Source organism: Microcoleus sp. Pol17C6 (genome assembly GCF_036701145.1).
In the GTDB taxonomy this organism is placed as follows: Bacteria; Cyanobacteriota; Cyanobacteriia; order Cyanobacteriales; family Microcoleaceae; genus Microcoleus.
In genome coordinates, this window is sequence record NZ_JAUBQH010000087.1 from 1 (window position 1) to 22,470 (window position 22,470).

Below are 22,470 nucleotides of genomic sequence, written 5' to 3' on the forward strand. Positions count from 1 at the left end.
GTCGCTTTTATCAACAAGGTATGCGGGCTGCAACTCTGATTCGGTCTATCTCCTAGCCCTCTTTGTCACCCCCCCAGATTACAGTAACTAGAAATACTGCTGACAAGTCAAAGGTAGTAATTGAAGGAGATACTACTTCCTGGCCAATTCAGCCAAAAGAAAAAGAAGGGCAAAGAGTTCTGAGCGTGACACATTGGAAGGCAATACTAGGAAACCTTTTGTTTGGTTTGCCAAGTGATAATGAAGATAAAAAATTCCAACCTACGTTTAGAGGTCTAATTTCTTATTTTATCCGCCGTGGACGAGACGCCTTTTCTACTCCCTTTGAACATCACAGAAAGCAGTTTGATTGGGACAAGCAAGTTAATAATGCTTTTTTACTAGGTTTGGCTTGGGAAGATGCGAGAGATTTACAACTTTTAAAAGATCAAAAAAAATTACTAGATGATATAAAAAAACTCAAAAAAGACACAGATACAGGAGTTGCAATTGGCATATTTGGTTCTTTAGGCGAACTCGAAGCTTTAAAAGTCCAAGTCGAGTCACAGTTACGCGAGAGAAAACAAACCTTAAGTAATTTTCGCGTAGCTCCTCAATACCACGAACTAGAGGCTAATGCTAATCGGTTGACTGCGGAAATTCATGAAGCAACTAATAACAATATTGCCGATAAAAAAATCTTAGAATTTTATCAATCTAGCCTGGAAGCAGAAAATGAACCATCCCCAGATGATGTAACTCATATATACGAAAGTGTCGGTATTGAACTCCCGGGTTTGGTAGTTAGAAGATTGGAAGAAGTAGAAAGTTTTCATCGTAGGCTTATAGAAAATCGTCGCGATTTTCTATCGACTGAAATTGAGCGTATCAGGAGAGATGTATCATCTAGAGAAGGTCTCATACGTGAAAAAACCGAACAACGTGCTTCTTTATTGGAAGTGCTACAAACACATGGTGCTTTAGAAGAGTACACAAGACTCCAAGAACTTTATCTGGAAATTGTATCTAATCTAAATGAAATTAATAAACGCATAGAAGAATTAAATAAGTTTGAAGAAGGAAAAAGTGATTTAAATATTGAAAAAGAACGCTTACTACAACGCGCACGTCGTGACTATCAAGAACGACGTGTTCAAGCAGAAAAAGCTAGAGAGCTATTCAATATAAACTCTCGGTTTCTTTACGGTGCCCCAGGAAGGTTAATTATTAATGTAGGCGACAATGGTTTTCAGTTCAATGTAGAGATTAGCCGTGATGGCAGCGAAGGTATCGATAACATGAAAATATTTTGTTATGACTTAATGCTGGCACAGCTTTGGTCTGAACGCGATCCTTCACCACGTATATTAATTCATGACAGTACCATTTTTGATGGTGTTGATGAGAGACAAGTGAGACTTGCTCTTGAATTTGCCGATAGAGAATCTAGAAGATGTGGCTTTCAATATATATGTACATTAAATTCAGATAGGGTTCCATACTCCGAGTTTGCCAAAGATTTTAATTTTGATTCTTTTGTAAGACTTAGACTGACAGACGAAAGTGATGAAAGTGGACTACTAGGCATTCTCTTTTAGAGATATTCTTTGACTCTTCTACAAATATTTTTGTTTGGTTTTCTTGCTCCTCTAACCAGAAACCCGATCCAAAGGGTCAAATAAGGCTGATCGCACTTTTTCAATTCGTGCGATCGCCGTCAAAGATTACTCTTTCCAGTAACGGGTTAAAATCCGAATCACCTCACCCGCTAGAGGCGATGGTAGAGGCGGGCTCCATTCCCCAACTTCTGCAAAACCTAAAACGTGCAACAGATTAACGATGCTGTCTACCGCTTTGGGAACGCCACACAACAGCAAACGAATCGGTTGCTTACCTTGAGGTACATCAGGAATTTCTTCCCGGAGTAGTTCGGGAACTGACTTTGGCGGTGATATCATAGAGTTTCCTCCTAAATATGGGAGTTCAAGCCCCCACCGAACGATTGCAACTCTGAGCGGTGGGGGTTTTGTTTTGTGTTCACTCTAAAGTATCACGGTATGCACTCCGAGTCAACCCTTGAGGGTAAAATTGATACTGTAGAGGTCAAAAAAAGGTACAATAGGGCAGTAAAAGCACAAACAACAGCCTTGCCAGCAAAACTCCCCAGAATAGTTGTATATCTTCCAGAAGAACTTAAAGCAGACCTAGAGCGGTTAGCCAAATCGCATTATCGGCCGGTCTCGAATATGGTGTTGACATTAATTCAAGAAGCAGTAGATGAGGCTAAATCTGAGGGGAGAATTCAAAGCGACGATCGATCGCAGCAACAGAAAAGCGACAGCAACGAGCAAGACTGATTTTGGTAGATTAACAATGCTGTCTATCGGTTTGGGAATCCCCCAAATCACCAAACGAAAGAGATGTAATCGCTAAGACTAAAACACTTAACGTAAGGCCTAAAATCGCATAACTCGGTAGTGAAAAAATAGTTACTTTAAACAAATAAGGCAATTCCCCCCCCTTCCAGTTCCACCGCTTTCCTAGAAACACCAACAGCCCGCCATGAATCACTGCGGTTTGCACCATGACACAGCCAACCCCCAATAACCAAACCGACATTCTTTGCCTAGAGAAGGCACAATTTTTAATCTGAAAACATAAATCATTCAGCAAAAAAACCACCGCCGGTGCTAACATCACAGAACTGGTTGGCTGTGAATAGTTGATAGCAATACTCAAAGTAGAAATTAGCACCATTTCAGATAAGTCAACCTTTTTTGACCAAGCATTGCCAGATTGTTTTTTGTAAAAATACCAACTCACTAAACCAACTAGCACCAGAATAATCAAGTCAGAAAATAGCTTCGCCACGAAGGGACTATCGGGGAAAAATCTCGGCCCCATAACCCTTAAATCAAGGCGACTCATAGAAATATAAGCATTATTCGATGGATCGTTGAGCCAGAGTGGAAATCCACGAGTCGCATCCTGTATAAATCCTGTTAAGGAATTGCCCGTTACAGCTAGACCTATAACTGCCAAAAAAGTTACCGTGACTAGAGATATAAAAACTAGCTGAAACCGTCTTTTGATTAAAAAATAAGGAAGAAACAATATAACTAAAGTTGGTTTAAAAAGGGCAACACCTAATAAAATTCCTGCAATTACATCCAGATTTTTTCTAGCATAAATAAACATCCATAACAGCAGAACCGCAATAAAAGTTGCCACATTGCCAACTTGAAGATCGAAGACAAAACCGTAGAGGAATGCAACTGATATACTACAAATAGTCCGAACAGCTCGTGAGTGCGACACCAACAAGATATTCGCTCCCCATAAAACAAAACCTGTGGCAATAAGATGCAGCCAAGTCCAGATTGTAAATGCAGTCTTTATCGGGAAATAGCCCAAAAACCAGAGGGGAGGAATGATATTAGGTGGATAAACAAAAGATGGAATAAACCCACACACTTTTGTGATGCTACAGAAACCGCTGTTAAATACTTCTACATTAAAGGGACTCAAATGCTCATGGGCTAACTTACTCGCGACATAAAACCACTTAAAATCCCAGTAAGGCGGATCGGGTCGGGTAGTCAGATTGTAAACCAACCAACCGGTATAACAGAGAAATCGGGTGACAACTAATACAATAACTGCTTGCAAAATAAAGTTAACCATCGGTTGACGAAAAAAATGAGTCAACCTTTTAATGGAAGGATGGTTTAAAAACAAAGAATCTTGCCATGCTGTTTTTTCGCTATTTAATTGCCAATTAAATTTTACAATCAAAGCGACAGCAATTAAAATAATTACATTCCAGAAGCCCAAGCTAATCATAGAAATTAATTTTAATAAATTTACTATTCGATGATATCACAACCAGAAATAGTCAAATAAAAATCAGCATTTTCACCTAAAATATTAACTTTTGTTCCCCGTTTCAACCTAACTCTCTCTTCTCTCTTTTCTCTGCGTTCTCTGCGCCCTCTGCGGTGAGAAAAAAAATCTTATTCACAAACGAAATAGGATTGCTATCTAAAAGCCCGATCGCACTTTTGCCCCTTATAACCCTGTTCACCCCCAAACATATGCGTTAACCTAGTTGACTACAACTTGTACCGCACTCCCCAAGTAAATTCATGCTTCCCCGCATCAAAGAATTAGCCGCCACCCTAGCACCCCGCTTAATCGAAATTCGCCGCCACATCCACTCCCACCCCGAACTCAGCGGGCAAGAATATCAAACCGCAGCCTATGTAGCCGGAGTTCTCGCATCCAGCGGAGTCCGCGCGATCGAAGGAATCGGCAAAACAGGAGTGCTCGGCGAAATCAAAGGCCACAGCAGCGAGTCCCGGTGGCTGGCAATTCGCACCGATATGGACGCTTTGCCGATTCAAGAACGCACTAACTTAGAATTTGCCTCCCGCAACGAGGGAGTGATGCACGCCTGCGGCCACGACATCCACACCACCGTCGGTTTGGGCGCAGCCATGATATTGTCTCAGCTAGGGGAAAAATTGCCCGGTCACGTCCGCTTCTTGTTTCAGCCTGCAGAAGAGATTGCCCAAGGTGCTCAATGGATGATTAAAGATGGGGCGATGGAAGATGTTGACGGCATCCTCGGAGTGCACGTTTTTCCGACGATTCCCGGCGGTTGCATCGGTATCCGCCACGGGGCACTGACGGCGGCGGCAGATGACATAGAATTGATTGTCATGGGCGAATCCGGCCACGGTGCGCGTCCCCACGAGGCGATCGACGCAATTTGGATTGCTTCTCAGATAATTACCACTTTGCAGCAGGCCATTAGCCGCACGCAAAATCCTTTGAGGCCACTGGTTTTGACGATCGGGCAAATTAACGGCGGACGAGCGCCGAACGTAATTGCCGATCGAGTAAAATTATTGGGAACCGTGCGATCGCTGCATCCAGAAACCCACGAAAACCTGCCGGCTTGGATCGAACAAATTGTCTCCAGCGTTTGCGGGACTTACGGCGCTAAGTACGAACTCACCTACAAGCGCGGAGTCCCCGGAGTCCAAAACGACCCAAAACTCACGCAATTAGTCGAAAGTGCGGCTTTAGAAGCTTTAGGTCGATCGCGCGTCCAAATTTTACCAGAACCCTCCCTCGGCGCCGAAGATTTTTCGATGTACTTAGAACACGCACCGGGAACCATGTTTCGCTTAGGAGTGGGACTGACGGACAAACCGAACTATCCCCTCCATCACCCGCAATTTGAGGTTGATGAAGCGGCCATTGTCACCGGCGCTGTCACCTTGGCCTATGCCGCCTACCAATATTGGAAAAACCAAGTAAGTAGGTAAACTCGCTTTCATTGAATTACCCATAATAAGATTGTGGGGCGGGTAATGGCTCAAAATTGCTTGATGTAAAGTTTATTTGCGCCTAGCGACTTAACAGAATTCGGGCAACCAAACCAGTTAATCTTCGGCAATTCCCTTATAGCAACGGCCAAATGTGCTAACGTACAATCAAAAATCCCCCACTTTCAACTATCGCGAGACAGATAACCGTGTTCGCTCAAGCACCTCCCACTCCCAATTACAAATGGTTTAGCTGCATTTCTAGGACTGTTTTCACCGCATTGTGCCTGTTGCCCATTTTCAGCGCTGCGGGATACGCCCAAACTCCCCAAAATAGACCCATCAAAATTGGCGTAGTGCAGCGGTTTGGTACCAAAGCAACCGACAAACTGACGCTAAAAGCATTACCGGGCGACAGCTTAACTTTGCGTTACAAAACTCCTCAAGGCATAGAAACCAAAACGGCTGTTAGCGTCAAGTTAGAAATAGCCCCCAAACCGCTGGAATCGCCATTAGTAGAAGAACGAGTGGTACTAAGTTCTCACCGCAGTTTCGAGAGTGCGGAAGACAGCGCTAATCAGTGGCGCGCCCAGGGAATAGAAGTAGAAATTGCTCAACCTTTGCGCTGGCAAGTTTGGGCAAAAAGAGATGTTTATAACTCTCCTTTGGTGCGGCGCTGGCTGTTGCAAAGTTTGCAAGCTCAAGGGAACACAACAGCTTTTTTGGATTCCAAAGTTTTTAAACAAGTACCCCAGGCATTTTGGGTTTTAAACGGCTTTCGCTTCAACCGCAATGAGTTGGATGTGACGGCGGGGAAAAATGTGATTGAGGTATTGGAACAAACCACCCACGAGGCGACAGCTACTGAACCCGAAAAAGCTATTCAACAAACTCGCCGTTATGGTGGCAATTTGCGCCTGCAAAAAAATGCTTACGGCACTTATACTTTAGTCAATGAAGTGCTGACCGAAACTTACTTGCGGGGTGTTGTTCCTCACGAAATAGGGGCTTTTTCGCCTTACGCTGCGATTGTAGCTCAAACTATTTTGGCCAGAACCTACGCCCTGAGAAATTTGCGCCGTTTTGCTGTGGATAATTATGAGTTGTGCGCTGATGTTAACTGCCAAGTTTATCAAGGTTTGACGGAGGTTTACCCGCAAAGTGATAAGGCGATCGCCCAAACGAGCGGTTTGGTGCTAACTTATGAAAATCAGCTAGTAGACGCGCTCTATTCCGCGTCTAGCGGCGGCGTGACAGCCTCTTTTAACGATGTGTGGCAGGGCGCGGAACGTCCATATTTGCGATCGATAGTCGATTCCGCTAATAATGTTTGGGATTTGTCCAAGCAGAGTTTGTCTGACGAAAACAACCTCCGCCGCTTTATCAGTTTGGAAAAAGGGTTTAATGAGGAAAAAGAAGATACTTTTCGGTGGCGCGAGCCAGCTTCTTTGACAGCGATTGCTGGATTTCTCAAACAGTATCTTCAGAAGAAACAGCACCCGCTGTCTAATCTTAAAACTGTGACTCAAGTGGAAGTGGTGGAAAGGTCGGCCGCAGGTCGAGTTTTGAAAATGAAGGTTCAAACTGACTTGGGCCCCATCGATATCGACAAAGACGAGATTCGCAATGCTTTTTACCCGCCGATCAGCACGCTTTTTTACCTAGAACCAATTTACAATCCAGACAAAACTCTCAACGGTTATGCTTTTGTCGGAGGCGGTTTCGGACACGGGGTAGGAATGAGTCAGACTGGTTCTTACAATTTGGCTAATTTGGGCTGGAACGGATCTCAAATTCTGGGCTTTTATTTTCCCGGCGCTCAAGTTGTGCCGCTCAGCGATAACATTACATCTTGGCGCGAATAGTCGATCGAACTCGGCCTAAGAGTCGGCGAATTAATTCGCCACTAAACAAACAAAGTCCGCGCAACGCGAGACTAAATATTAGCCGTAAAACTTTTAGATTTTAGACTTTGGATTTTAGATTGGTTTCACCGTTAATCTAAAATCTGCCATCTAAAATCTAAAATTATTTGGTCAGCTATCTGCTCAAACACCTATGAATTCATAGCTGGGAGTGACAGACTGCTGGCGGCTTTGTTGCAATGTTAGACACAGAAACCCGGTTTCTTAACATAATTGCCGTATTTCAGCTTAATTCTGGAAACGAGAAACCGGGTTTCTTAGGGTATCACGCAGAGCGTCCTTTCTTAGTAGAGCGATTCTTCTTGGTGAGTTTCGATCGTACAGTCAGACTTGGGATAGGCGACGCAGGTGAGGACAAATCCGGCCTCGATTTGGTCATCGTCCAAGAAAGATTGGTCGGATTGGTCAATTTCGCCTTTGGTGATTTTGCCGGCGCAGGTGGAGCAAGCTCCAGCGCGGCAAGAGTAGGGGAGGTCGAGTCCTGCTTCTTCAGCAGCATCAAGAATGTAAGTATCGTCATCAACGTCAATGGTCTGGTTAATTCCTTCGGCTTCGCTGATGAGGGTAACTTTGTAAGTTGCCATGCACTAAATCCTCTCAAAAATTCAACAAGATTGATAATTTTTCCTAATGCAAACTTCAAGGCTCTATTAGCTTTGAGGTTAGGTCTTAGGTTCGTTCCCTCTATGATAGTAGGGGATAGAAGGGAGGTTGACACACTTATTTACAAAACATTTGAATGGGATTAGTTATAACTTTTTCTAATTTCATCTTGATTACTTATACCTATCTTGGGTTCAGCCTTGTGATACTGTTGCCGCAAGACTTGCGCTAAATAATCCGGTTTCCAGGAAAAATCCTGTTTTGAGCCCTACAGCACAAAAACCGGGTTGTTGGTATGCGGTGTGTCGATCGAGTTTCAGCAAAACTTGCTGCAAGGCAAGTCCCAGCAGGCGGTGAAATGTATAGTGAGATCGCATCAAGACTTGGGTGTTGAAGGCTCGATCGAATAAATCGCACCACAACCACAGCATAAAATCTGCGCGGTAGAACCCTAAAGCCCTGCACCGCAAGTCTGTAACTATCTAAAATCTTAAATCTCAAATCCCATGACTAATATTGATACTCGCTTTGGTTTTTCGGTTAATTCTCCAATTCGCGTGGGGATTGTGGGTACTGGTTTTGCCGCTAAGTTGAGGGCGGAGACAATTCAAGCTGATGGGCGATCGAACTTGGTAGCAGTTGCGGGCCACTCCCCGGATAAAACCGCAGCATTTTGTCAAGGGTTCGGGGCAGAAGCTGCGGTTTCTTGGCGCAAGCTGGTAGAAAGAGACGATTTAGATTTGGTGATTGTCTGTACGGTGAATCGGGATCACGGGGCGATCGTCCTGGCAGCCCTAGAAAATGACAAGCACGTTGTGGTGGAATATCCTCTATCTTTAGACGTATCTGAAGCAGAAAGGGCGATCGAACTTGCCGCCCAAAAGCAAAAACTCCTCCACATCGAACACATCGAACTGTTAGGCGGTTTGCACCAAGCAATCAAAGAATCTTTGCCATTAGTCGGTAAAGTTTTTTACGCCCGCTACATTACTATTACTCCTCAACATCCAGCCCCGCAGCGGTGGACTTATCAACATTCCCTCTTTGGCTTTCCCTTAGTTGGTGCAATTTCGCGACTGCACCGATTTACTGATTTGTTCGGGGAAGTGGCAAGCGTTAACTGTCAAGCTCAATTTTGGGACAGTCAGCCGGATTTCTACAAAGCTTGTTTGTGCAATGCACAGTTGCGCTTTGCCAATGGCCTTGTCGCTGAAGCTGTTTATGGAAAAGGAGAGACTTTTTGGCAGTCGGAAAACATTTTCACTATCTACGGTGAAGAAGGAACGCTGGTTTTTACTCCAGAATCCGGTCAATTAATTCAGGGAGAAAATCGGCACAACATCAAAGTAGGGACGCGGCGCGGTTTGTTTGCCAAAGATACCGATATGGTGTTGGAATATTTTTCAAAGGGTACGCCTTTGTACGTAAATAAGGCCAGTAGTTTGTATGCTTTGAAAGTAGCAGATACTGCGAGGCTATCAAGCGAAACTAGGCAAACTCTCGAACTTATAAAATAGCAAAAAACTAGCCAACATAAGGTTATTTAATTTGAGAAAATTCAATATAACTGAGATGTTGCACTCTCCTCAATTACCTATTTAGGAACTGGCCAGAGAGGTTGTTTCCCAAGAAAATTTCTTCTTTGTGGAACAGGCCCGAAAGCGTGTTATTGAGAAGGGTGCAAGATTTGATATACAGCGGTTTCCGCTGTTATGAGGTACAATAAAATATCCTTGTTGTAGTCCAACCTAATGAAAGCCTATTCTCTCGATCTCCGGCCAAAAATAGTGAAGGCTCATTTGGCAGAAAAGATGTCTATAGAGGAAATTAGCTACTAGATTTGGGGTCAGTAAAAGTTTAGTTCAAAAACTGGTGAATATTCAAAAAACCGAGGGTAATTTACAGCCGAAACAGAGAGGAAAACCGCAATTGACTCATCTGAAAAATGCCCAACCATTCGTCAAAGCACTGGTGGCAGAGCATCCAGAACCCACTAGGGTAAAGTTGTGTGAATTATTTGCTCATCAGACTGGAAATGGGGTGAGCAGAACGGCCATGTGTCGGTATTTGCAGAAGTTAGGATTAAATCGTAAAAAAAACATAGTATAGTACCCAAGCCGCAACAGAAAGAGTTTAAAAGTTAAGAGTTAAATATTGGGAAATGATCAAACATATTGAGCCAGAAAACCTGGTATTTTTGGATGAAACTGGGATTTTACGCTGGTTTGGCCAGAACTCATGCCTGTTCGCAAGCGGGGACAAGATTATCCTTATTAAAACCATTTTATCGAGGCGCAAAGATTACAGCTATAGGTGCAATTAGTATTAACCAAGTGCTGGCAGTAATGGCAATAAAGGATTCAATGGATGGACCAGCATTTGCCCTATTTATTGAGAACTTTTTGTGTCCTGAATTATGGGCAGGAGCATTAGTAGTAATGGATAATTTACCCGTTCATAAACTAGCATCAATTGTACCAATGATTGAAGCTGTAGGCACGAGTTTTATTTATCTTCTGACTCTCGCCTATTTTATGCCTATTGAACTCGGGTGGTCACAACTCAAATCTTTTTTGCGGAAATTTGCTCCAACTAACGCATCTATGATTGATACAATAATAGCAGTTGCCCTCAATTTAATAAATCCTCAACATTTAAGAAATTGGGGAAGCTAGCTGTTGCTATTGTACCTCATAACAAGGGAACCGCTGTATCTGCATGACACATTAGTGCGGTTTAGTCTAGTGTCCGGTGAGTAAAGAAAGCGATCGCCCAAACAAATCCTTTTTTAGGTAAAATGACAGCGATCGCCTATTTACTCCAAATAGTTTCTCCAAGTTAATTTAGGCAGACCAAGCTTCGCGAAAGTCACCATAGAGGGTCAATCCACCATCAATATAGAGCGTTTGTCCCGTAATGTAAGCCGCTTCATCTGATGCGAGAAAGGCAACAGATGCTGCCATTTCCTCCGATGTGCCGGCCCGTCCCATTGGGATATGGCTTTCCACTACTGCCTTTTGTTCTGGATTGTCAGTCCAGCTTTCATTAATCGGTGTAATTGTTGCACCGGGCGCGATAGCATTGACACGGATGCCTCGGCTTGCGTATTCCAACGCTAGGGTTTTAGTCAGATTTCCCATGCCACCTTTGCTGATGGAATAGCTGATATACATCGGGCGGGGGATGATTTCATGCACACTGGAAATATTGATAATCACGCCTGAGCGCTGCTGCTCTAACAGATGCTTAATGGTTTCCCGCGCACAGAGATATGCACCTCGCAAATTGACGGCAATTATGCGATCGAATTCATCGGTTGGCACTTCATGGGATGCGCTTTCTGTTTGAATCCCAGCATTATTAATCAGGATATCCAGACTACCAAATTTATCAATGACAGTATTCACCATACGAAGGATGTCGTCTTCTTTGGAGACATCTCCCTGAACTAATAGCGTTTCAACCCCGCATTCCGATGCTTGTCCACAGGCTTTTTGCAGAGCTATTTCTTCAGTATCTTCTGCCTCTTCTAAGCTTTTGCGATAGTTAACGGCAATGTTGCAACCTTCTTGAGCGAGACGAATGGCGATCGCCTGCCCAATGCCTGAACTCGCTCCAGTAATGAGTGCGTTTTTTCCCTTTAAACCTTTCATAATTTCTCTCCTAGAGATTCAACAAAAAATGTTGTAATCGAAACCTCACCACAACTAGCTTCAACATCAACCAGAAGGTTATTCTGTCTTTTCCACAGGTATTCCATCAATATCCAGGAGGCTGATTATTACGCCTGCGATCGGGAGCGACAGAAAAACTCTGACCAATCCAGCGACTCGCGCCCCCACTATAGCAATCCTAAATCATTTGTGAATTCTTACTCCCTCCCCTTGGTAAAGGGAGGGTTGGGGTGGGGTAAAAAATTTACGACTCCTGCAAGGATTGCTATAATAGCGCAAAGAACATAATGACTGGATTTATATTAATGAAGCCTTGCATAATACGGGGCATGAGTAAGTTTTCTTCAACCTGCTGTAAGACAATGCAAACCACTAAAACTTTCAAGCTGAGCAGAATTCCTTGAGGCAGAATAATCTGGCAGATGAGGCTAATCCCAATCGTTGCGCCAGCCAATACCGGGAATCATGTAAAGTGCGCCTTCGACTGCTGCCATGACCAGTGCATAGGGAATATTAGGCAAAATAAACACCACAAAGGTAGAGATGCCGAAGAAGATTGATAACAGCAACCGACACCAAAGAAACCAAGAAAATTATTTTGAATTGCCCTGGTCAAATCATCGCGTAATCCGCATGGAAAGAGCCTCACGATCAGATTCCCTAGTCGTCTACCATCTAGCAGCATAAAGAAGCAAATCACCGCAATCACAATCACATCTAGCAAGTTGAATAACACATTTTGCTGTGTGGAAAAACCCATGCCCATGATGCCGAGGGGTTGTTCGCGCAGTTGTGTCTCAAAGGTGCTGAAATCGACCGTAATGCGCTTTTGCAGAAACGATTGGAGTGTTTCCAACAGTGCGATCGCCAACTCTAAAAATTGAGGAGCCTGTTCCAATAACTGCTGTGCTTGGGAAATGATAGCTAATCCTAACGTTGCCATTAACCCACCTAGAATCAACAAGGCAAGTAAAAACACCAGCACAACCGCTACCCAACGAGGGATGAAACGAGATACAAATTTGACTGGAGAGTTAAGCACAAAGGCGAGAATGGCTGCAAAAATAGAAACAATCAGAACCGTTTCAAAATATGCCAACACCTGCACGATCGCCCAGCCAAGCGTCCATAGTAGCAGGTAGCGAATGAGTGGAGGATTGTTCAGGTGTTCCCACATCCTATTGGTGTTAATTTTTGGATTGTCCATTACAGCCGGTCAACCTCTCCACCGTTCCTCATCCGCCTGATTCAAGGTTTTGCTATACCTTATTGATTTGATTTATGCTTACCTAATTATTGAAGTTTCCCTACAATCAGACCGACAAGCACAATCAAACCTAATGCTCTACGAAAGTAATTAACTCCTTGAAATAATTCTTCCCAAGCCCAAGTAAATAAAGAGCCAAAGGCTACTAGCTCCAACCCTAAATTAATTTTACCTGTTGTAACAATGAGCGTTAATAAACTAGCTACAATCCCGACACTCAGTGGTAGATTTGGCACCTGAGCTATAACAATTTGGCCTTCGCTGTCGCGGAATGTGCGATCGAACAATGTGTTTTCCATGAGTTTCTCGTGTCAATGTAATAAATAGAACCAGGTTAACATTCAATACTGCGGGCATTTTTGGTAACGATACTACAAGCTTTAGAGGGCAAGGATCGTAAAAAAGCCAAATTAAATGCAAGTCAGGAGTGGAGATGACATTGATTTAATTATCTGCTGGGCTTCAAAGTATTTAGAAAATCCGCCATCCCGCCTAGAAAAACTGTCCGCACTATTGAACAGTTAAACATTTGACTTAGGCTTGATAAAGTGGGGATTTTTGATTTCCAATCATAAATTGATTCGGTTGATTTTTTCCAGCGTTCTAAATATTTTTGCGTTGAGTGGTTAGACGGTAATTTTATAGTAAAATTAAAGAATTTAAATATCCTCTGTCGCTTGGCAGAGTTGAGATTAGAATATTATCTATAATTGGACAGACATAATCGTTTGTCTACTATCGCATCGAGAACGATCGACCTCATGCTCAACTCTAAGGTTAGCAATTCACAGGTCTAAACCTTTTCGTGAAGCAGGCTTGAACCTCTGTTGGCAGTGCAGTAATTTCTGTTTCCAAAGCTTGAATAGATTGTGTAGCCACTATTTCTGCTCGATCGCTCTCAGCCTCCTGGCTCACAAAAAATGTAGCCAGGGTTGCTGTAAAATAACCGCCTAGCGCGATCGCACACAACGCCAGCAAAAAACAAAGCACCCACCCTTGGGCTGTTTTCGGAAAGTAATCAGAGCCGATCGTGCTCATCAACATTCCCGTCAACCACAGCGCAGTGCCATAGTCATTAATGCCAGCACTACCATTAGGAAACTCGCACTCAAACGCATTAATGCTAGCCGCGCCAATTAGAGTGACGATCGCTATCACATTATGCAACAGGAGCAAACCGCGCATAGTGTCAGCCGATAAGGGCTCAAAAGCTAGAGTGGCACTAAGGGCGACGGAACTCACCATATTCACCCAGAGAATCTGCACGGGCAAAATTGGCAAGGTGATACCAGCCAAGATTCCCACCACTATGGTCATCGCCTCTCCACCGTTGACGGGTAGGATAAACCCAATGGTTTTCAACAGGTTGCCATAAACGGTGCGTCCTTCTTCTACGGCGGCTTCAATGGAGGCAAAGTTATCATCTGAAGCACTCAATCGATCAATAAACTCCCAAAAGTCGAGACAATCGCACTACCACCGGGATGAATACGCTTAAAGGCGATCGCCTGCCAGGAATTTCCGTTGTGATCTCGCAGGTTTTGCCGGGATGGGTAGAGCATTTGCGCTGGATATTCTTCGATTTACGTGACAGTAGCAAACTCCGCGTCCTAAACCTACAAAAACCCCGTCTAAATCGATCGCAGCCGCTCTGGTTGCCGGTAGTGTCAACCTAAATCCAACTACGCCAATAATGCCGTAATTCTTAATTGTACCTCATAGCATCGGAAAGTGCTGTAAATCGAGCGCATTGATACTGTTGCTTAATCAGTTCAAGAGTCTGATTATTTTGATTCTAATTTTTGCTGCGGTGCTATAGATTTTCCTTCAAGAGGCGCCAGATGCCATATTTTTGGACACTCAGCCGGATTTGTACAAAGCTTGTTTGTGCAACGCACAGTTGCGCTTTGCCAATGGCTTTGTCGCTGAAGCTGTTTATGGAAAAGGAGAGACTTATTGGCAGTCGAAAAACATTTTTACCATCAACAAAACCGAAATAAAGCTGTTTTTACTCATAAATCTTGTTAATTTTTAAGGAAAAATAGGCGCTATGTTAAAGTATAAAAGCGGCGAAACTGGCTTGTAAAAAAATACCGATATGTTGGTGAAACCTTTGTCAATTTCTAGGCATCTATACGTGAACAAAACCAGTAGTTTGTACAATTTGAAAGTTCCCAATGCTGCCCGCTCTCGATCGAAACTGGGAGAAAGGTAGCGATAACGAGTAAGCCCTAAAACTAACAGCTTAGTCTAGTATTTATTTGGGAAGTAGCTTGATTGTGTTTTTTAGTTTATGCTGGTTTAGGAACTATATATTATTAACTCGGGTTGAGGGATTGTTGTTTTGTGCTGGAGTTTTTTTTAGATGTCCGATCTATTTACCCACGGTTACGCGCTGTTGATTGGTGTTGGTAATACTGCTGACGCAGGCTATTCGCTTCCAGAAACAGTCACGGATGCTCAAGCGCTCAAAGATGTGCTGACTGACGCAAATTTTTGTGCATATCCCAATACCCCCGATCGTGTCCGGTTGTTAAAGGACGAGGGTGCGACTCACAGTGCCATTTTGGAGGATCTGGACTGGTTAAAAGGATGTGCAGAGGCAGACCCAGAGGCCACGATCGTCATTTACTATTCTGGGCATGGTGGGTTTCACGATGCCAGTAATGCTTACTACTTAGTCCAACATGATTTTAATGAGCAAGCCATTCTACAAACAGCCCTTTTAGCGGAAACATTGAATCAGAAGTTACGAAATATCAAGGCTAAACGTCTCTGGGTAATCATTGATAGTTGTTATGCGGAGGGGATGGCTACCGCTAAGAACGATCGGCCAGCAGACTTTTTGCGTACAGAGTTCTCGAAAGGGGTGAATGATGCCCTGAAGCAGGGGGAAGGTCGGGCCGTGTTCACCTCATCACGAAGAAATCAACCTTCTTCGGTGCGACCAGATGGCCTCAGTCTCTATACATATCATCTGATTGAGGCGCTGAAGGGAGCGGCAAATCAACCGGGCGATCGCCTCGTCAAAATTTCCAACGTCATGACTCATTTGGGAAAAAAAGTTCCAGAGAGTGCCCGTAACCTCTGTCACGCAGAACAAATCCCGTTTTTTGATGCAGCGACGGAGGATTTTCCAGTGGCAATGTTGCGCGGTGGCAAGGGGCTGCCCAGCCAAACCCAGAGTCGAGAGTTGCCTAGGGTGATGACAAATCAAGAGGTTGTGACCCCAGCCTTGGCGATGGCGAGGCGAGTGCTGGCTTTTCTAGAAGAACAGGCTGCTGGCTATGGAAGGCTGCAAATGCCTGTTCATCTGCAGATTGACCTAGAGGAAAAACGGCGAGAGGTGGCAGAATTGGAAGCAAGATTGAGGGATGGGAAATCGAATGGATGATTGCGCCGATCTGGAAAAAATACTAATTGCTCATCAAAAAGCGCTTACATTGATGGAAGTACAAGCGGCAATCTACACCAGTTCGACGATTCCAGTAGACCTGAAGATTCCACTCGATGAAAAGCGAGAAGAAGTTGCTCTACTAAAGGCACGATTAGAAGCGGCACAATTAGCAAAGAAAGAGACTCAGCAGTCAGTTCAGTTCGGGATTAATCGTCAATCTGCGATGCGATCGCGAGTGCCAGATAGACATTACATAGAACGAGATGAGGCGAAAAGGCTGTTAGAACGCTTTGTCTTAGCACTCAAAGAATCTGAGGGACAACCCTTGCTATTCAATATTTGGGGAACAGGCGGAGTTGGTAAAACAACGTTACTGGGGCGGTTAAAGGATGCCCATGCAGGCAAAGTTGATTTTCTGGAGATTTGTTTTGCGAAAACGCCCGATATCGAAACTCCCCTAAAATTGATGCGAAAGGTACATGAGCAGGCTGTTGAGCGTTTTGGAGGTGAAACGATCGCCGATTCATTCAAACAAAAGGAGGAGCAGTTTAAGTCAACTCTATACAAGTTGAGTCAGGAGTCAATTGATGGTGAAACAATTAGCAGCGAAGAAGCAAAGAAGATTAGAAGCTGGTTTCAACGCTTCATCTGGCTAAACCTAATAGGTTTGACCTCCACCTCAAGTAAGCCGACATCTTTTAATGTTTCAGGGGTAGGTTTTTCTGCATTAGCGGCGATTGGAGAGGATGCAGACAGCTTGCAAGAATCGATCAAATAGCGAGTGCGGAATCACCCCGCGACCAAAGACCAGCCTGAGCTACAGGCTCTTATGTTACAGCCAGTTTCCAAACTGACGCAGGCATTTGCTGAAAGTCTGATGCAAATTGCCCAAAGCAGAGGACGATCGCTCGTGCTGATTTTGGATACCTATGAAAAAGCACAGTCTTACCTGAATCAATGGCTGTGGCAGTATTTGGTCGAAGATACTGCGTTGTCTACTGCACCAGTAAGGCTGGTGGTTGTAGGGCGGCGATCGCTGCAAGCAGATGAGGGTTGGCGCAAGCTCAACCAGGATCGGAAGTTGCTCCTTGAGGTGCCACTTAAGAAGTTTAGCAAGAAGGATACAGAGGAATATCTCAAGCAAATTGGCATTGAAAATGGCGGTATACGCGCCAAAATCTACAAGGCAACACAGGGATTACCCTATTATCTAGATTGGGTACGGAAGCAACGAGAGCAAGGTGAAGAACCTGATTTTTCCAAAGGAAACCAAGCGATCGCTGAATTATTTTTGCAGGGGATAGAGCGCCGGAATCGGAAAGTTTTGTATGTGGTAGCTTGTTGTCGATGGTTCGATCGGGCGATGATTCGGTATTTGCTTGGAAGCGTTGAATTAGGCTTACAACAAGATGCCGATAATGCAGAGGGTTACTTTGAATGGTTGAAAGACTCAGATTTTGTTGAGTTTACCAAAGGGCACTACCGCTTAGATGATGTGGCGCGGGATGTCTTTCGGCAGTCCTATTTTCAGGAGGATCAAACTCTGTTTCGCAAAACTCATGTTTTACTAGCCAATTACTTCCAGCAACAAGCGGATGAACTTGTTACTCCGGAAATGTTTTTACCCGATCAGTATGAGAATGAGGAGTGGCGAGAACTGATGGCAGAGTTTCTCTATTACAATCTTTTTGGCAAGGGAAAGGAAGGACTCCAAAAATATATTGAACAGGTCTTTACCGCAGTGTATCTGAAAGAACCAGATGTATTTATGGCTCCCTTTGCTTTCATTTGTGCAGAGATAAGTGAAGAGAACCTGAATCTGCTGCCCAAAGCGACAGACAAATTTTTTAAAGATTCGGGAAGAACTCTCAGCTTTGGCTGGAAATTTCTACATATACACCCAACAAAGTACAAGATTAAATTTAAAGGTGAGAATACTCCTTCAGAACAAGCAATTGAGGAATTTTCCAAACAAATTGAAGTATCTATTCAATCCATGTTGGGCTATGTTGGCGATCTCAAGGATAGTCTAGGCAAGTGTGCAGGACTGATCTATAAGTCTTTACGTTGCACATCCAGAGAAAGAACTGATTCACTGTTGCAAGCGAAAATCCAGTGTGAAAAATTAACTCACTGCCATCCGAAACTGAAGCATACTCTTTTTTCAAGTCTTGGTCACTTACTGGGAAGTGCAAAACTTTACAATGATTCACTGGATTGCTATCAGAAAGCACTGGAGCTAGATCAAATTAATGCATCCACTTTTGCTGGGCAGGGTGCTGCTCTAGGCAATTTAGAGAGATACGAGGAAGCGCTGGATAGCTGTCAAAAAGCGATTAACCTCGATCATGAATATGTTGATGCTTGGAGAAATCGAGGGAGCATACTCAATAATTTAGGCCGAGATGAGGAAGCACTCAAAAGTTATCAAAAAGCGCTAAAAATCGCTCCTCAATCTGTTGAGGATTGGGTAAATCAAGGGGACTCACTCTATAATTTAGAGCGATATGAGGAAGCGCTCGAAAGTTATAAAAAAGCCCTAGAAATCGCTCCGCAATCTGTTAATGCTTGGTTAAGGCGAGGGAGAGTTCTCAATTATCTAGGGCGATATGAGGAAGCGCTGGAAAGTTCTAAAGAAGCGATTAACCTCGATCCGGAATGTGTTTTTGCTTGGCTAATTCGAGGGACTGTTTTCAATATTCTAGGGCGATATGAGGAAGCCCTTACTGCTTGCGATGGAGCTTTTGAGATTGATTATAATAATTATCAAGCACTGAACATTCAAGCACTAACATTAAGTCTTCTCAAAAATTTTGAGAAAGCTATTACAGCCATTGATGAAGCAATTAAATTAGAGCCTAAAGAAGTATTATACAGGGCTAATCGTGGCATTATTTTGGCAAGGGCTGGTCGATACACCGAAGCCCTTGCAGATTGTGAACAAGCGATTAAGCAAAATCCTAAGCATGAGAGTGGCTATTACGGTAAAGCCTGCTGCTACGCACTACAAGGTGAGATTGGACAGGCTATCGATAATCTACAGAAAGCGATTGATATTGCACCTCGTTTTAGCCGAAGCGAAGCAAAACACAACCCTGATTTTGACAGTATCCGAGATGATGAACGATTTCGAGCTTTGATGTAATTAGCCTCATTTTAATTTCATTGTGTAATTTTTATATATCGAGGTTGACTTTTTACGCGATCGATCCAAGTTTGAATTGCTGGAAATCTGGTTAAATCAAATCCGCCCTCGTCAGCAACGTGAGTGTAAGCAAATAAACCGATGTCAGCAATAGTATAGCGATCGCCCGCAAAAAACTCATTTTCTGCTAAATGCTGTTCCATCACCCCCAAAGCAGCATAACCCGGTGCTTGTTTTTGTTGAAGTGCTTCCTGATATTCTTCTGCTTTCCCTGTCATATACCAAAAACGAGAAGTAGCAATAAAAGGTTCGTGACTGTACTGTTCAAAAAATAACCACTGCATGACTTGAGCCCGTTCAAATTTATCCGTGGGTAAAAACTCAGTTTCTTCGCTCAAGTAAAACATAATTGCATTCGATTCAAACAGAAATTTACCCGGTGCGATTTCTAACACCGGAATGCGGCCATTGGGATTTTTGACCAAAAATTCAGGTGTGCGACTTTTTCCTTGGAGAATATCAATTTCTGTGCGATCGAAGGGAATATTAAGCTGAGTTAAGAGCAAGCGAACTTTATAGCAATTGCCCGAGGGGGAATACTCGTAAAGTTTAAACATCAGTCTTGAGAAGATTTTACGATCTTAAATTATCTCATAAATTCTATAATTGAGGCACGATGAGTTAACAGTTGTTTGCTAAAATTATTTTGGCGATCGGTGTCGATCGCTAAAACCAGCCACTTCTGCCAAAGTATAAAGCGGCCGGCCCTTCACCTCCTCGTAAATACGCCCTATATACTGGCCCAAAATCCCAATACTAACCAACTGCACCGCACCCAAAAAGAAAACCGCCATCATCACAATTGTCAAACCCGTTAAGGCAGAACTTGGATAAAAAATCCGCCAATACAAAATCAAAAAAGCCATTAACACAGATACAAATGCCGCAAATAACCCCATATAAATCGAAAGTCGGAGGGGAACTTTTGAAAAAGATACTAAACCATTCATCGCCAAACTCAAAGATTTTCTGAATGTATACTTGACCTCCCCAGCAAAACGCGGATCTCGTTCAAACTTAACGGCCGTTTGTTTAAAACCAATCCAAGCGCGCAGTCCCCGAATGTAGCGGTTGCGTTCAGGCATCGCATTTAGCACGTCCACCACGCACCTATCCATCAAACAAAAATCTCCGGTATCTATCGGAATATCAACATCCGCAAGATGCCGCAAAATGCGATAATACATATAAGCAGGCAACCGCTTAAACCAACCTTCTTGACGGCGTTGAGTGCGCTGAGCGTAAACAACTTGATAGCCCTGCCGCCACTGTTCTACCATATCTATAATTAGCTCTGGCGGGTCTTGCAAATCGCCGTCCATGATGACTACAACTTGACCTCTAGAAAAGTTTAAACCAGCAGTTACAGCTATTTGATGACCGAAATTGCGGGCAAAACTGAGGTAACAAATTCGCGAGTCTTTTTCGTGCAATTCTCGCAAAAGTTCGAGAGAGCGATCGCGACTGCCATCATTGATTAAAATTAATTCTACTGGGCCGTCCATGCGATCCATCACGGCACTAATTCGCCGATACAATTCAGCGAGATTTTCTTCTTCGTTATAGATAGGAATTACCAAGGAATACTTAGGTGTATCGTTCATTGCAGTTTCTGTTTAAAAATCGGCTTTTCAACCGTTCAATCAAAAGTTTCTTTTTCCCCAAACACCCTGGCTGCTTCACGAGAGAGGTTCGGCACGTAATTTCGCTCTTTTAGGCAGACAACAGCAGCCCACAACATAGCCGCATACCAAAACTTATCTATTTTCTTAAATACGAAAAATAAAAGATACCATAAGACTGACACACGCCAAGCAAAAACATCTGTTATTACAATACTCCGGACAGTTTTTATATGGTCCAATGGCTTATTCTGTAGGACTTCGCAGCCCCTGTGGATAATTAAATCAATGTCAGCTCCACCCCGGACTTGCATTTAATTCGACTTTATTTATGATCCTTGCCCCGCGTAAGCTTGTAGTCTGGTTCCAAAAACTGTCCGGAGTATTGTTATTATAGATGTTTAGTCAGACTATAAAAATTACAATCATAACCCATCGATTCAAAATGGCATGACAAATTCCAATTATCTTTGGCAAGCAAATCAAGACTTAAGCGAAGCTTGTCTGCAACATCCCTTTGTCAGAGGCATTGCTGACGGCAGCCTGCCCCAAAATAGTTTTGCATATTACGTTGCACAAGACGCATTTTTTCTGGGAGCCTTCGCTCGCGCTTACAGTATCGCTGCGGCAAAAGTACCCGACTGGGAGGGGTTTGAAATCCTCCACAATCTCGGTAGCGGCGTTTTAGAAGAACTTCGTTTGCATCAAGGATATGCAGCCAAATGGGGGGTAAACTTGCAAGAGGCAAAACCGGGAATCGCTACCCGCCGCTACACAGATTTTTTATTAGCGACAGCCTGGGGGAGTAGTGTAGGTTTGACAGTAGCCGCCATGACTCCTTGCTTGCGGTTGTATGCTTTTTTGGGACAGCAGCTAGCTAAACCTAATATACCGGAACACGCCTTTAGCGACTGGATTTCCACCTATAGCAGCTCGGATTTTGAGATTTTAGCAAAACGGCTGGAAAGTTTGGTCGATCGCTACGCAGAGGCTGGGCCAGAGGTAGAAGCAACCTATCGCTACGCTATGCTATGCGAAAGAGACTTTTTTCAGGCAGCTTGGGAAATAGAGTAAATTAAGTTTGGGCAAAAGATATGGAAAACTATCTTAAGCTACCTACACCCAGTAAATTTAACAGCCATGTACAGCAGGAATGTAGCAAATAATGTCATAACAGCCTATTCCCAACGAGGCTGACTAATCAACACTAAACCGACTCCCACCGAGAGCAAAACAATGCCCTAAGCTTAGGGATGAACCGATTGCATAACACTGGAGTTGATCAGTAACGCTAAAGAGAAAAAGCCCAAATAGACGACTGTAATGCTCAGCCTTTTTCTCCAATACCACAACAAATAGCCACCGCCCAAATCAGGGCAACTTTACTAAGAGAGTCCCACAGAATGAATGATCCTATAATAACAGAAAGATAACTTCAGTGTGCAGCCTATCTTATGTCTCTAAA

General features: G+C 43.6%; 22 protein-coding genes and 1 pseudogene. 11 read left to right on the forward strand and 12 right to left on the reverse strand.

Annotated features, from left to right (window positions below):
* Positions 1-62 precede the first annotated feature (62 nt).
* Positions 63-1,577: an ABC-three component system protein gene (locus tag QUA25_RS26765; RefSeq protein WP_333042521.1), complete on the forward strand. Its 1,515-nt coding sequence runs from the start codon at positions 63-65 to the stop codon at positions 1,575-1,577.
* A 126-nt stretch (positions 1,578-1,703) separates the two neighbouring features.
* Here QUA25_RS26765 and QUA25_RS26770 read toward each other — a convergent pair whose 3' ends face one another.
* Positions 1,704-1,937: a hypothetical protein gene (locus QUA25_RS26770; RefSeq protein ID WP_190733091.1), complete on the reverse strand. Its 234-nt coding sequence runs from the start codon at positions 1,935-1,937 to the stop codon at positions 1,704-1,706.
* A gap of 189 nt (positions 1,938-2,126) precedes the next feature.
* Here QUA25_RS26770 and QUA25_RS26775 point away from each other — a divergent pair, with 189 nt between their 5' ends.
* On the forward strand, positions 2,127-2,336 hold the full coding sequence (locus QUA25_RS26775) for a ribbon-helix-helix domain-containing protein (RefSeq protein WP_333042524.1): 210 nt from the start codon (positions 2,127-2,129) through the stop codon (positions 2,334-2,336).
* Between the two features lie 10 nt (positions 2,337-2,346).
* Here the strand turns inward: QUA25_RS26775 and QUA25_RS26780 are convergent, their stop codons facing one another.
* Complete coding sequence (locus QUA25_RS26780) at positions 2,347-3,822, reverse strand: glycosyltransferase family 87 protein (protein WP_333042526.1); 1,476 nt, start codon at positions 3,820-3,822, stop codon at positions 2,347-2,349.
* Positions 3,823-4,124: 302 nt separating this feature from the next.
* Between QUA25_RS26780 and QUA25_RS26785 the strand changes: the two genes are divergently transcribed.
* Positions 4,125-5,312 carry a M20 family metallopeptidase gene (locus QUA25_RS26785; protein WP_333042528.1) on the forward strand — a complete coding sequence of 396 codons (1,188 nt, stop codon included), beginning with the start codon at positions 4,125-4,127 and terminating at the stop codon, positions 5,310-5,312.
* 209 nt (positions 5,313-5,521) lie between these two features.
* Entirely contained in the window at positions 5,522-7,177 is a 1,656-nt protein-coding gene (locus tag QUA25_RS26790) for a SpoIID/LytB domain-containing protein (RefSeq protein WP_333042529.1), read from the forward strand.
* A gap of 344 nt (positions 7,178-7,521) precedes the next feature.
* On the opposite strand, the gene QUA25_RS26795 is transcribed toward QUA25_RS26790, so the two are convergent.
* A complete protein-coding gene (locus tag QUA25_RS26795; protein WP_106149950.1) occupies positions 7,522-7,821 on the reverse strand; it encodes a ferredoxin in 300 nt (99 codons plus the stop codon).
* Between the two features lie 213 nt (positions 7,822-8,034).
* The gene (locus QUA25_RS26800; protein ID WP_333042531.1) at positions 8,035-8,271 is read right to left on the reverse strand and encodes a hypothetical protein; all 237 of its coding nucleotides are present in this window, start codon (positions 8,269-8,271) and stop codon (positions 8,035-8,037) included.
* A 75-nt stretch (positions 8,272-8,346) separates the two neighbouring features.
* Here QUA25_RS26800 and QUA25_RS26805 point away from each other — a divergent pair, with 75 nt between their 5' ends.
* Together QUA25_RS26805 and QUA25_RS26810 are read left to right on the forward strand one after the other, a co-directional pair.
* Positions 8,347-9,357 carry a Gfo/Idh/MocA family oxidoreductase gene (locus tag QUA25_RS26805; protein ID WP_333042533.1) on the forward strand — a complete coding sequence of 337 codons (1,011 nt, stop codon included), beginning with the start codon at positions 8,347-8,349 and terminating at the stop codon, positions 9,355-9,357.
* Positions 9,358-10,014: 657 nt separating this feature from the next.
* Positions 10,015-10,515 (forward strand): transposase, encoded by a 501-nt coding sequence (locus QUA25_RS26810; RefSeq protein ID WP_333042534.1) that lies wholly within the window; start codon positions 10,015-10,017, stop codon positions 10,513-10,515.
* A gap of 168 nt (positions 10,516-10,683) precedes the next feature.
* Here the strand turns inward: QUA25_RS26810 and QUA25_RS26815 are convergent, their stop codons facing one another.
* From QUA25_RS26815 to QUA25_RS26840, 6 genes and pseudogenes are all read right to left on the reverse strand, one after another.
* The gene (locus QUA25_RS26815) at positions 10,684-11,493 is read right to left on the reverse strand and encodes a glucose 1-dehydrogenase (RefSeq protein ID WP_333042535.1); all 810 of its coding nucleotides are present in this window, start codon (positions 11,491-11,493) and stop codon (positions 10,684-10,686) included.
* 484 nt (positions 11,494-11,977) lie between these two features.
* Positions 11,978-12,721, reverse strand: a complete 744-nt coding sequence (locus tag QUA25_RS26820; RefSeq protein WP_333042538.1) for an AI-2E family transporter — start codon at positions 12,719-12,721, stop codon at positions 11,978-11,980.
* Between the two features lie 86 nt (positions 12,722-12,807).
* Entirely contained in the window at positions 12,808-13,080 is a 273-nt protein-coding gene (locus tag QUA25_RS26825; protein WP_333042541.1) for a hypothetical protein, read from the reverse strand.
* Positions 13,081-13,558: 478 nt separating this feature from the next.
* Positions 13,559-13,966 carry an ion channel gene (locus QUA25_RS26830; protein WP_333042557.1) on the reverse strand — a complete coding sequence of 136 codons (408 nt, stop codon included), beginning with the start codon at positions 13,964-13,966 and terminating at the stop codon, positions 13,559-13,561.
* Positions 13,961-14,209: pseudogene (locus QUA25_RS26835) on the reverse strand (cation transporting ATPase C-terminal domain-containing protein); the annotation flags it as partial. The pseudogene QUA25_RS26835 and the gene QUA25_RS26830, both read right to left, overlap by 6 nt.
* A gap of 5 nt (positions 14,210-14,214) precedes the next feature.
* Entirely contained in the window at positions 14,215-14,343 is a 129-nt protein-coding gene (locus QUA25_RS26840) for a DUF3122 domain-containing protein (protein WP_333042544.1), read from the reverse strand.
* A 188-nt stretch (positions 14,344-14,531) separates the two neighbouring features.
* Between QUA25_RS26840 and QUA25_RS29600 the strand changes: the two genes are divergently transcribed.
* The 4 genes from QUA25_RS29600 (at position 14,532) to QUA25_RS26855 (ending at position 19,323) form a co-directional block, all read left to right on the forward strand.
* The gene (locus QUA25_RS29600) at positions 14,532-14,600 is read left to right on the forward strand and encodes a hypothetical protein (RefSeq protein WP_445242254.1); all 69 of its coding nucleotides are present in this window, start codon (positions 14,532-14,534) and stop codon (positions 14,598-14,600) included.
* A 546-nt stretch (positions 14,601-15,146) separates the two neighbouring features.
* On the forward strand, positions 15,147-16,175 hold the full coding sequence (locus QUA25_RS26845; protein ID WP_333042546.1) for a caspase family protein: 1,029 nt from the start codon (positions 15,147-15,149) through the stop codon (positions 16,173-16,175).
* Complete coding sequence (locus tag QUA25_RS26850) at positions 16,168-16,956, forward strand: hypothetical protein (RefSeq protein ID WP_333042548.1); 789 nt, start codon at positions 16,168-16,170, stop codon at positions 16,954-16,956. Before QUA25_RS26845 ends, QUA25_RS26850 begins: the two co-directional genes overlap by 8 nt.
* Positions 16,957-17,007: 51 nt before the next feature.
* A complete protein-coding gene (locus QUA25_RS26855; RefSeq protein ID WP_333042551.1) occupies positions 17,008-19,323 on the forward strand; it encodes a tetratricopeptide repeat protein in 2,316 nt (771 codons plus the stop codon).
* A 17-nt stretch (positions 19,324-19,340) separates the two neighbouring features.
* On the opposite strand, the gene QUA25_RS26860 is transcribed toward QUA25_RS26855, so the two are convergent.
* Together QUA25_RS26860 and QUA25_RS26865 are read right to left on the reverse strand one after the other, a co-directional pair.
* Positions 19,341-19,940, reverse strand: a complete 600-nt coding sequence (locus QUA25_RS26860) for a glutathione S-transferase family protein (RefSeq protein ID WP_333042553.1) — start codon at positions 19,938-19,940, stop codon at positions 19,341-19,343.
* Between the two features lie 84 nt (positions 19,941-20,024).
* Positions 20,025-20,987: a glycosyltransferase family 2 protein gene (locus QUA25_RS26865; RefSeq protein ID WP_333042554.1), complete on the reverse strand. Its 963-nt coding sequence runs from the start codon at positions 20,985-20,987 to the stop codon at positions 20,025-20,027.
* 468 nt (positions 20,988-21,455) lie between these two features.
* Between QUA25_RS26865 and QUA25_RS26870 the strand changes: the two genes are divergently transcribed.
* Positions 21,456-22,079 (forward strand): TenA family protein, encoded by a 624-nt coding sequence (locus tag QUA25_RS26870; protein WP_333042555.1) that lies wholly within the window; start codon positions 21,456-21,458, stop codon positions 22,077-22,079.
* Positions 22,080-22,470 lie beyond the last annotated feature (391 nt).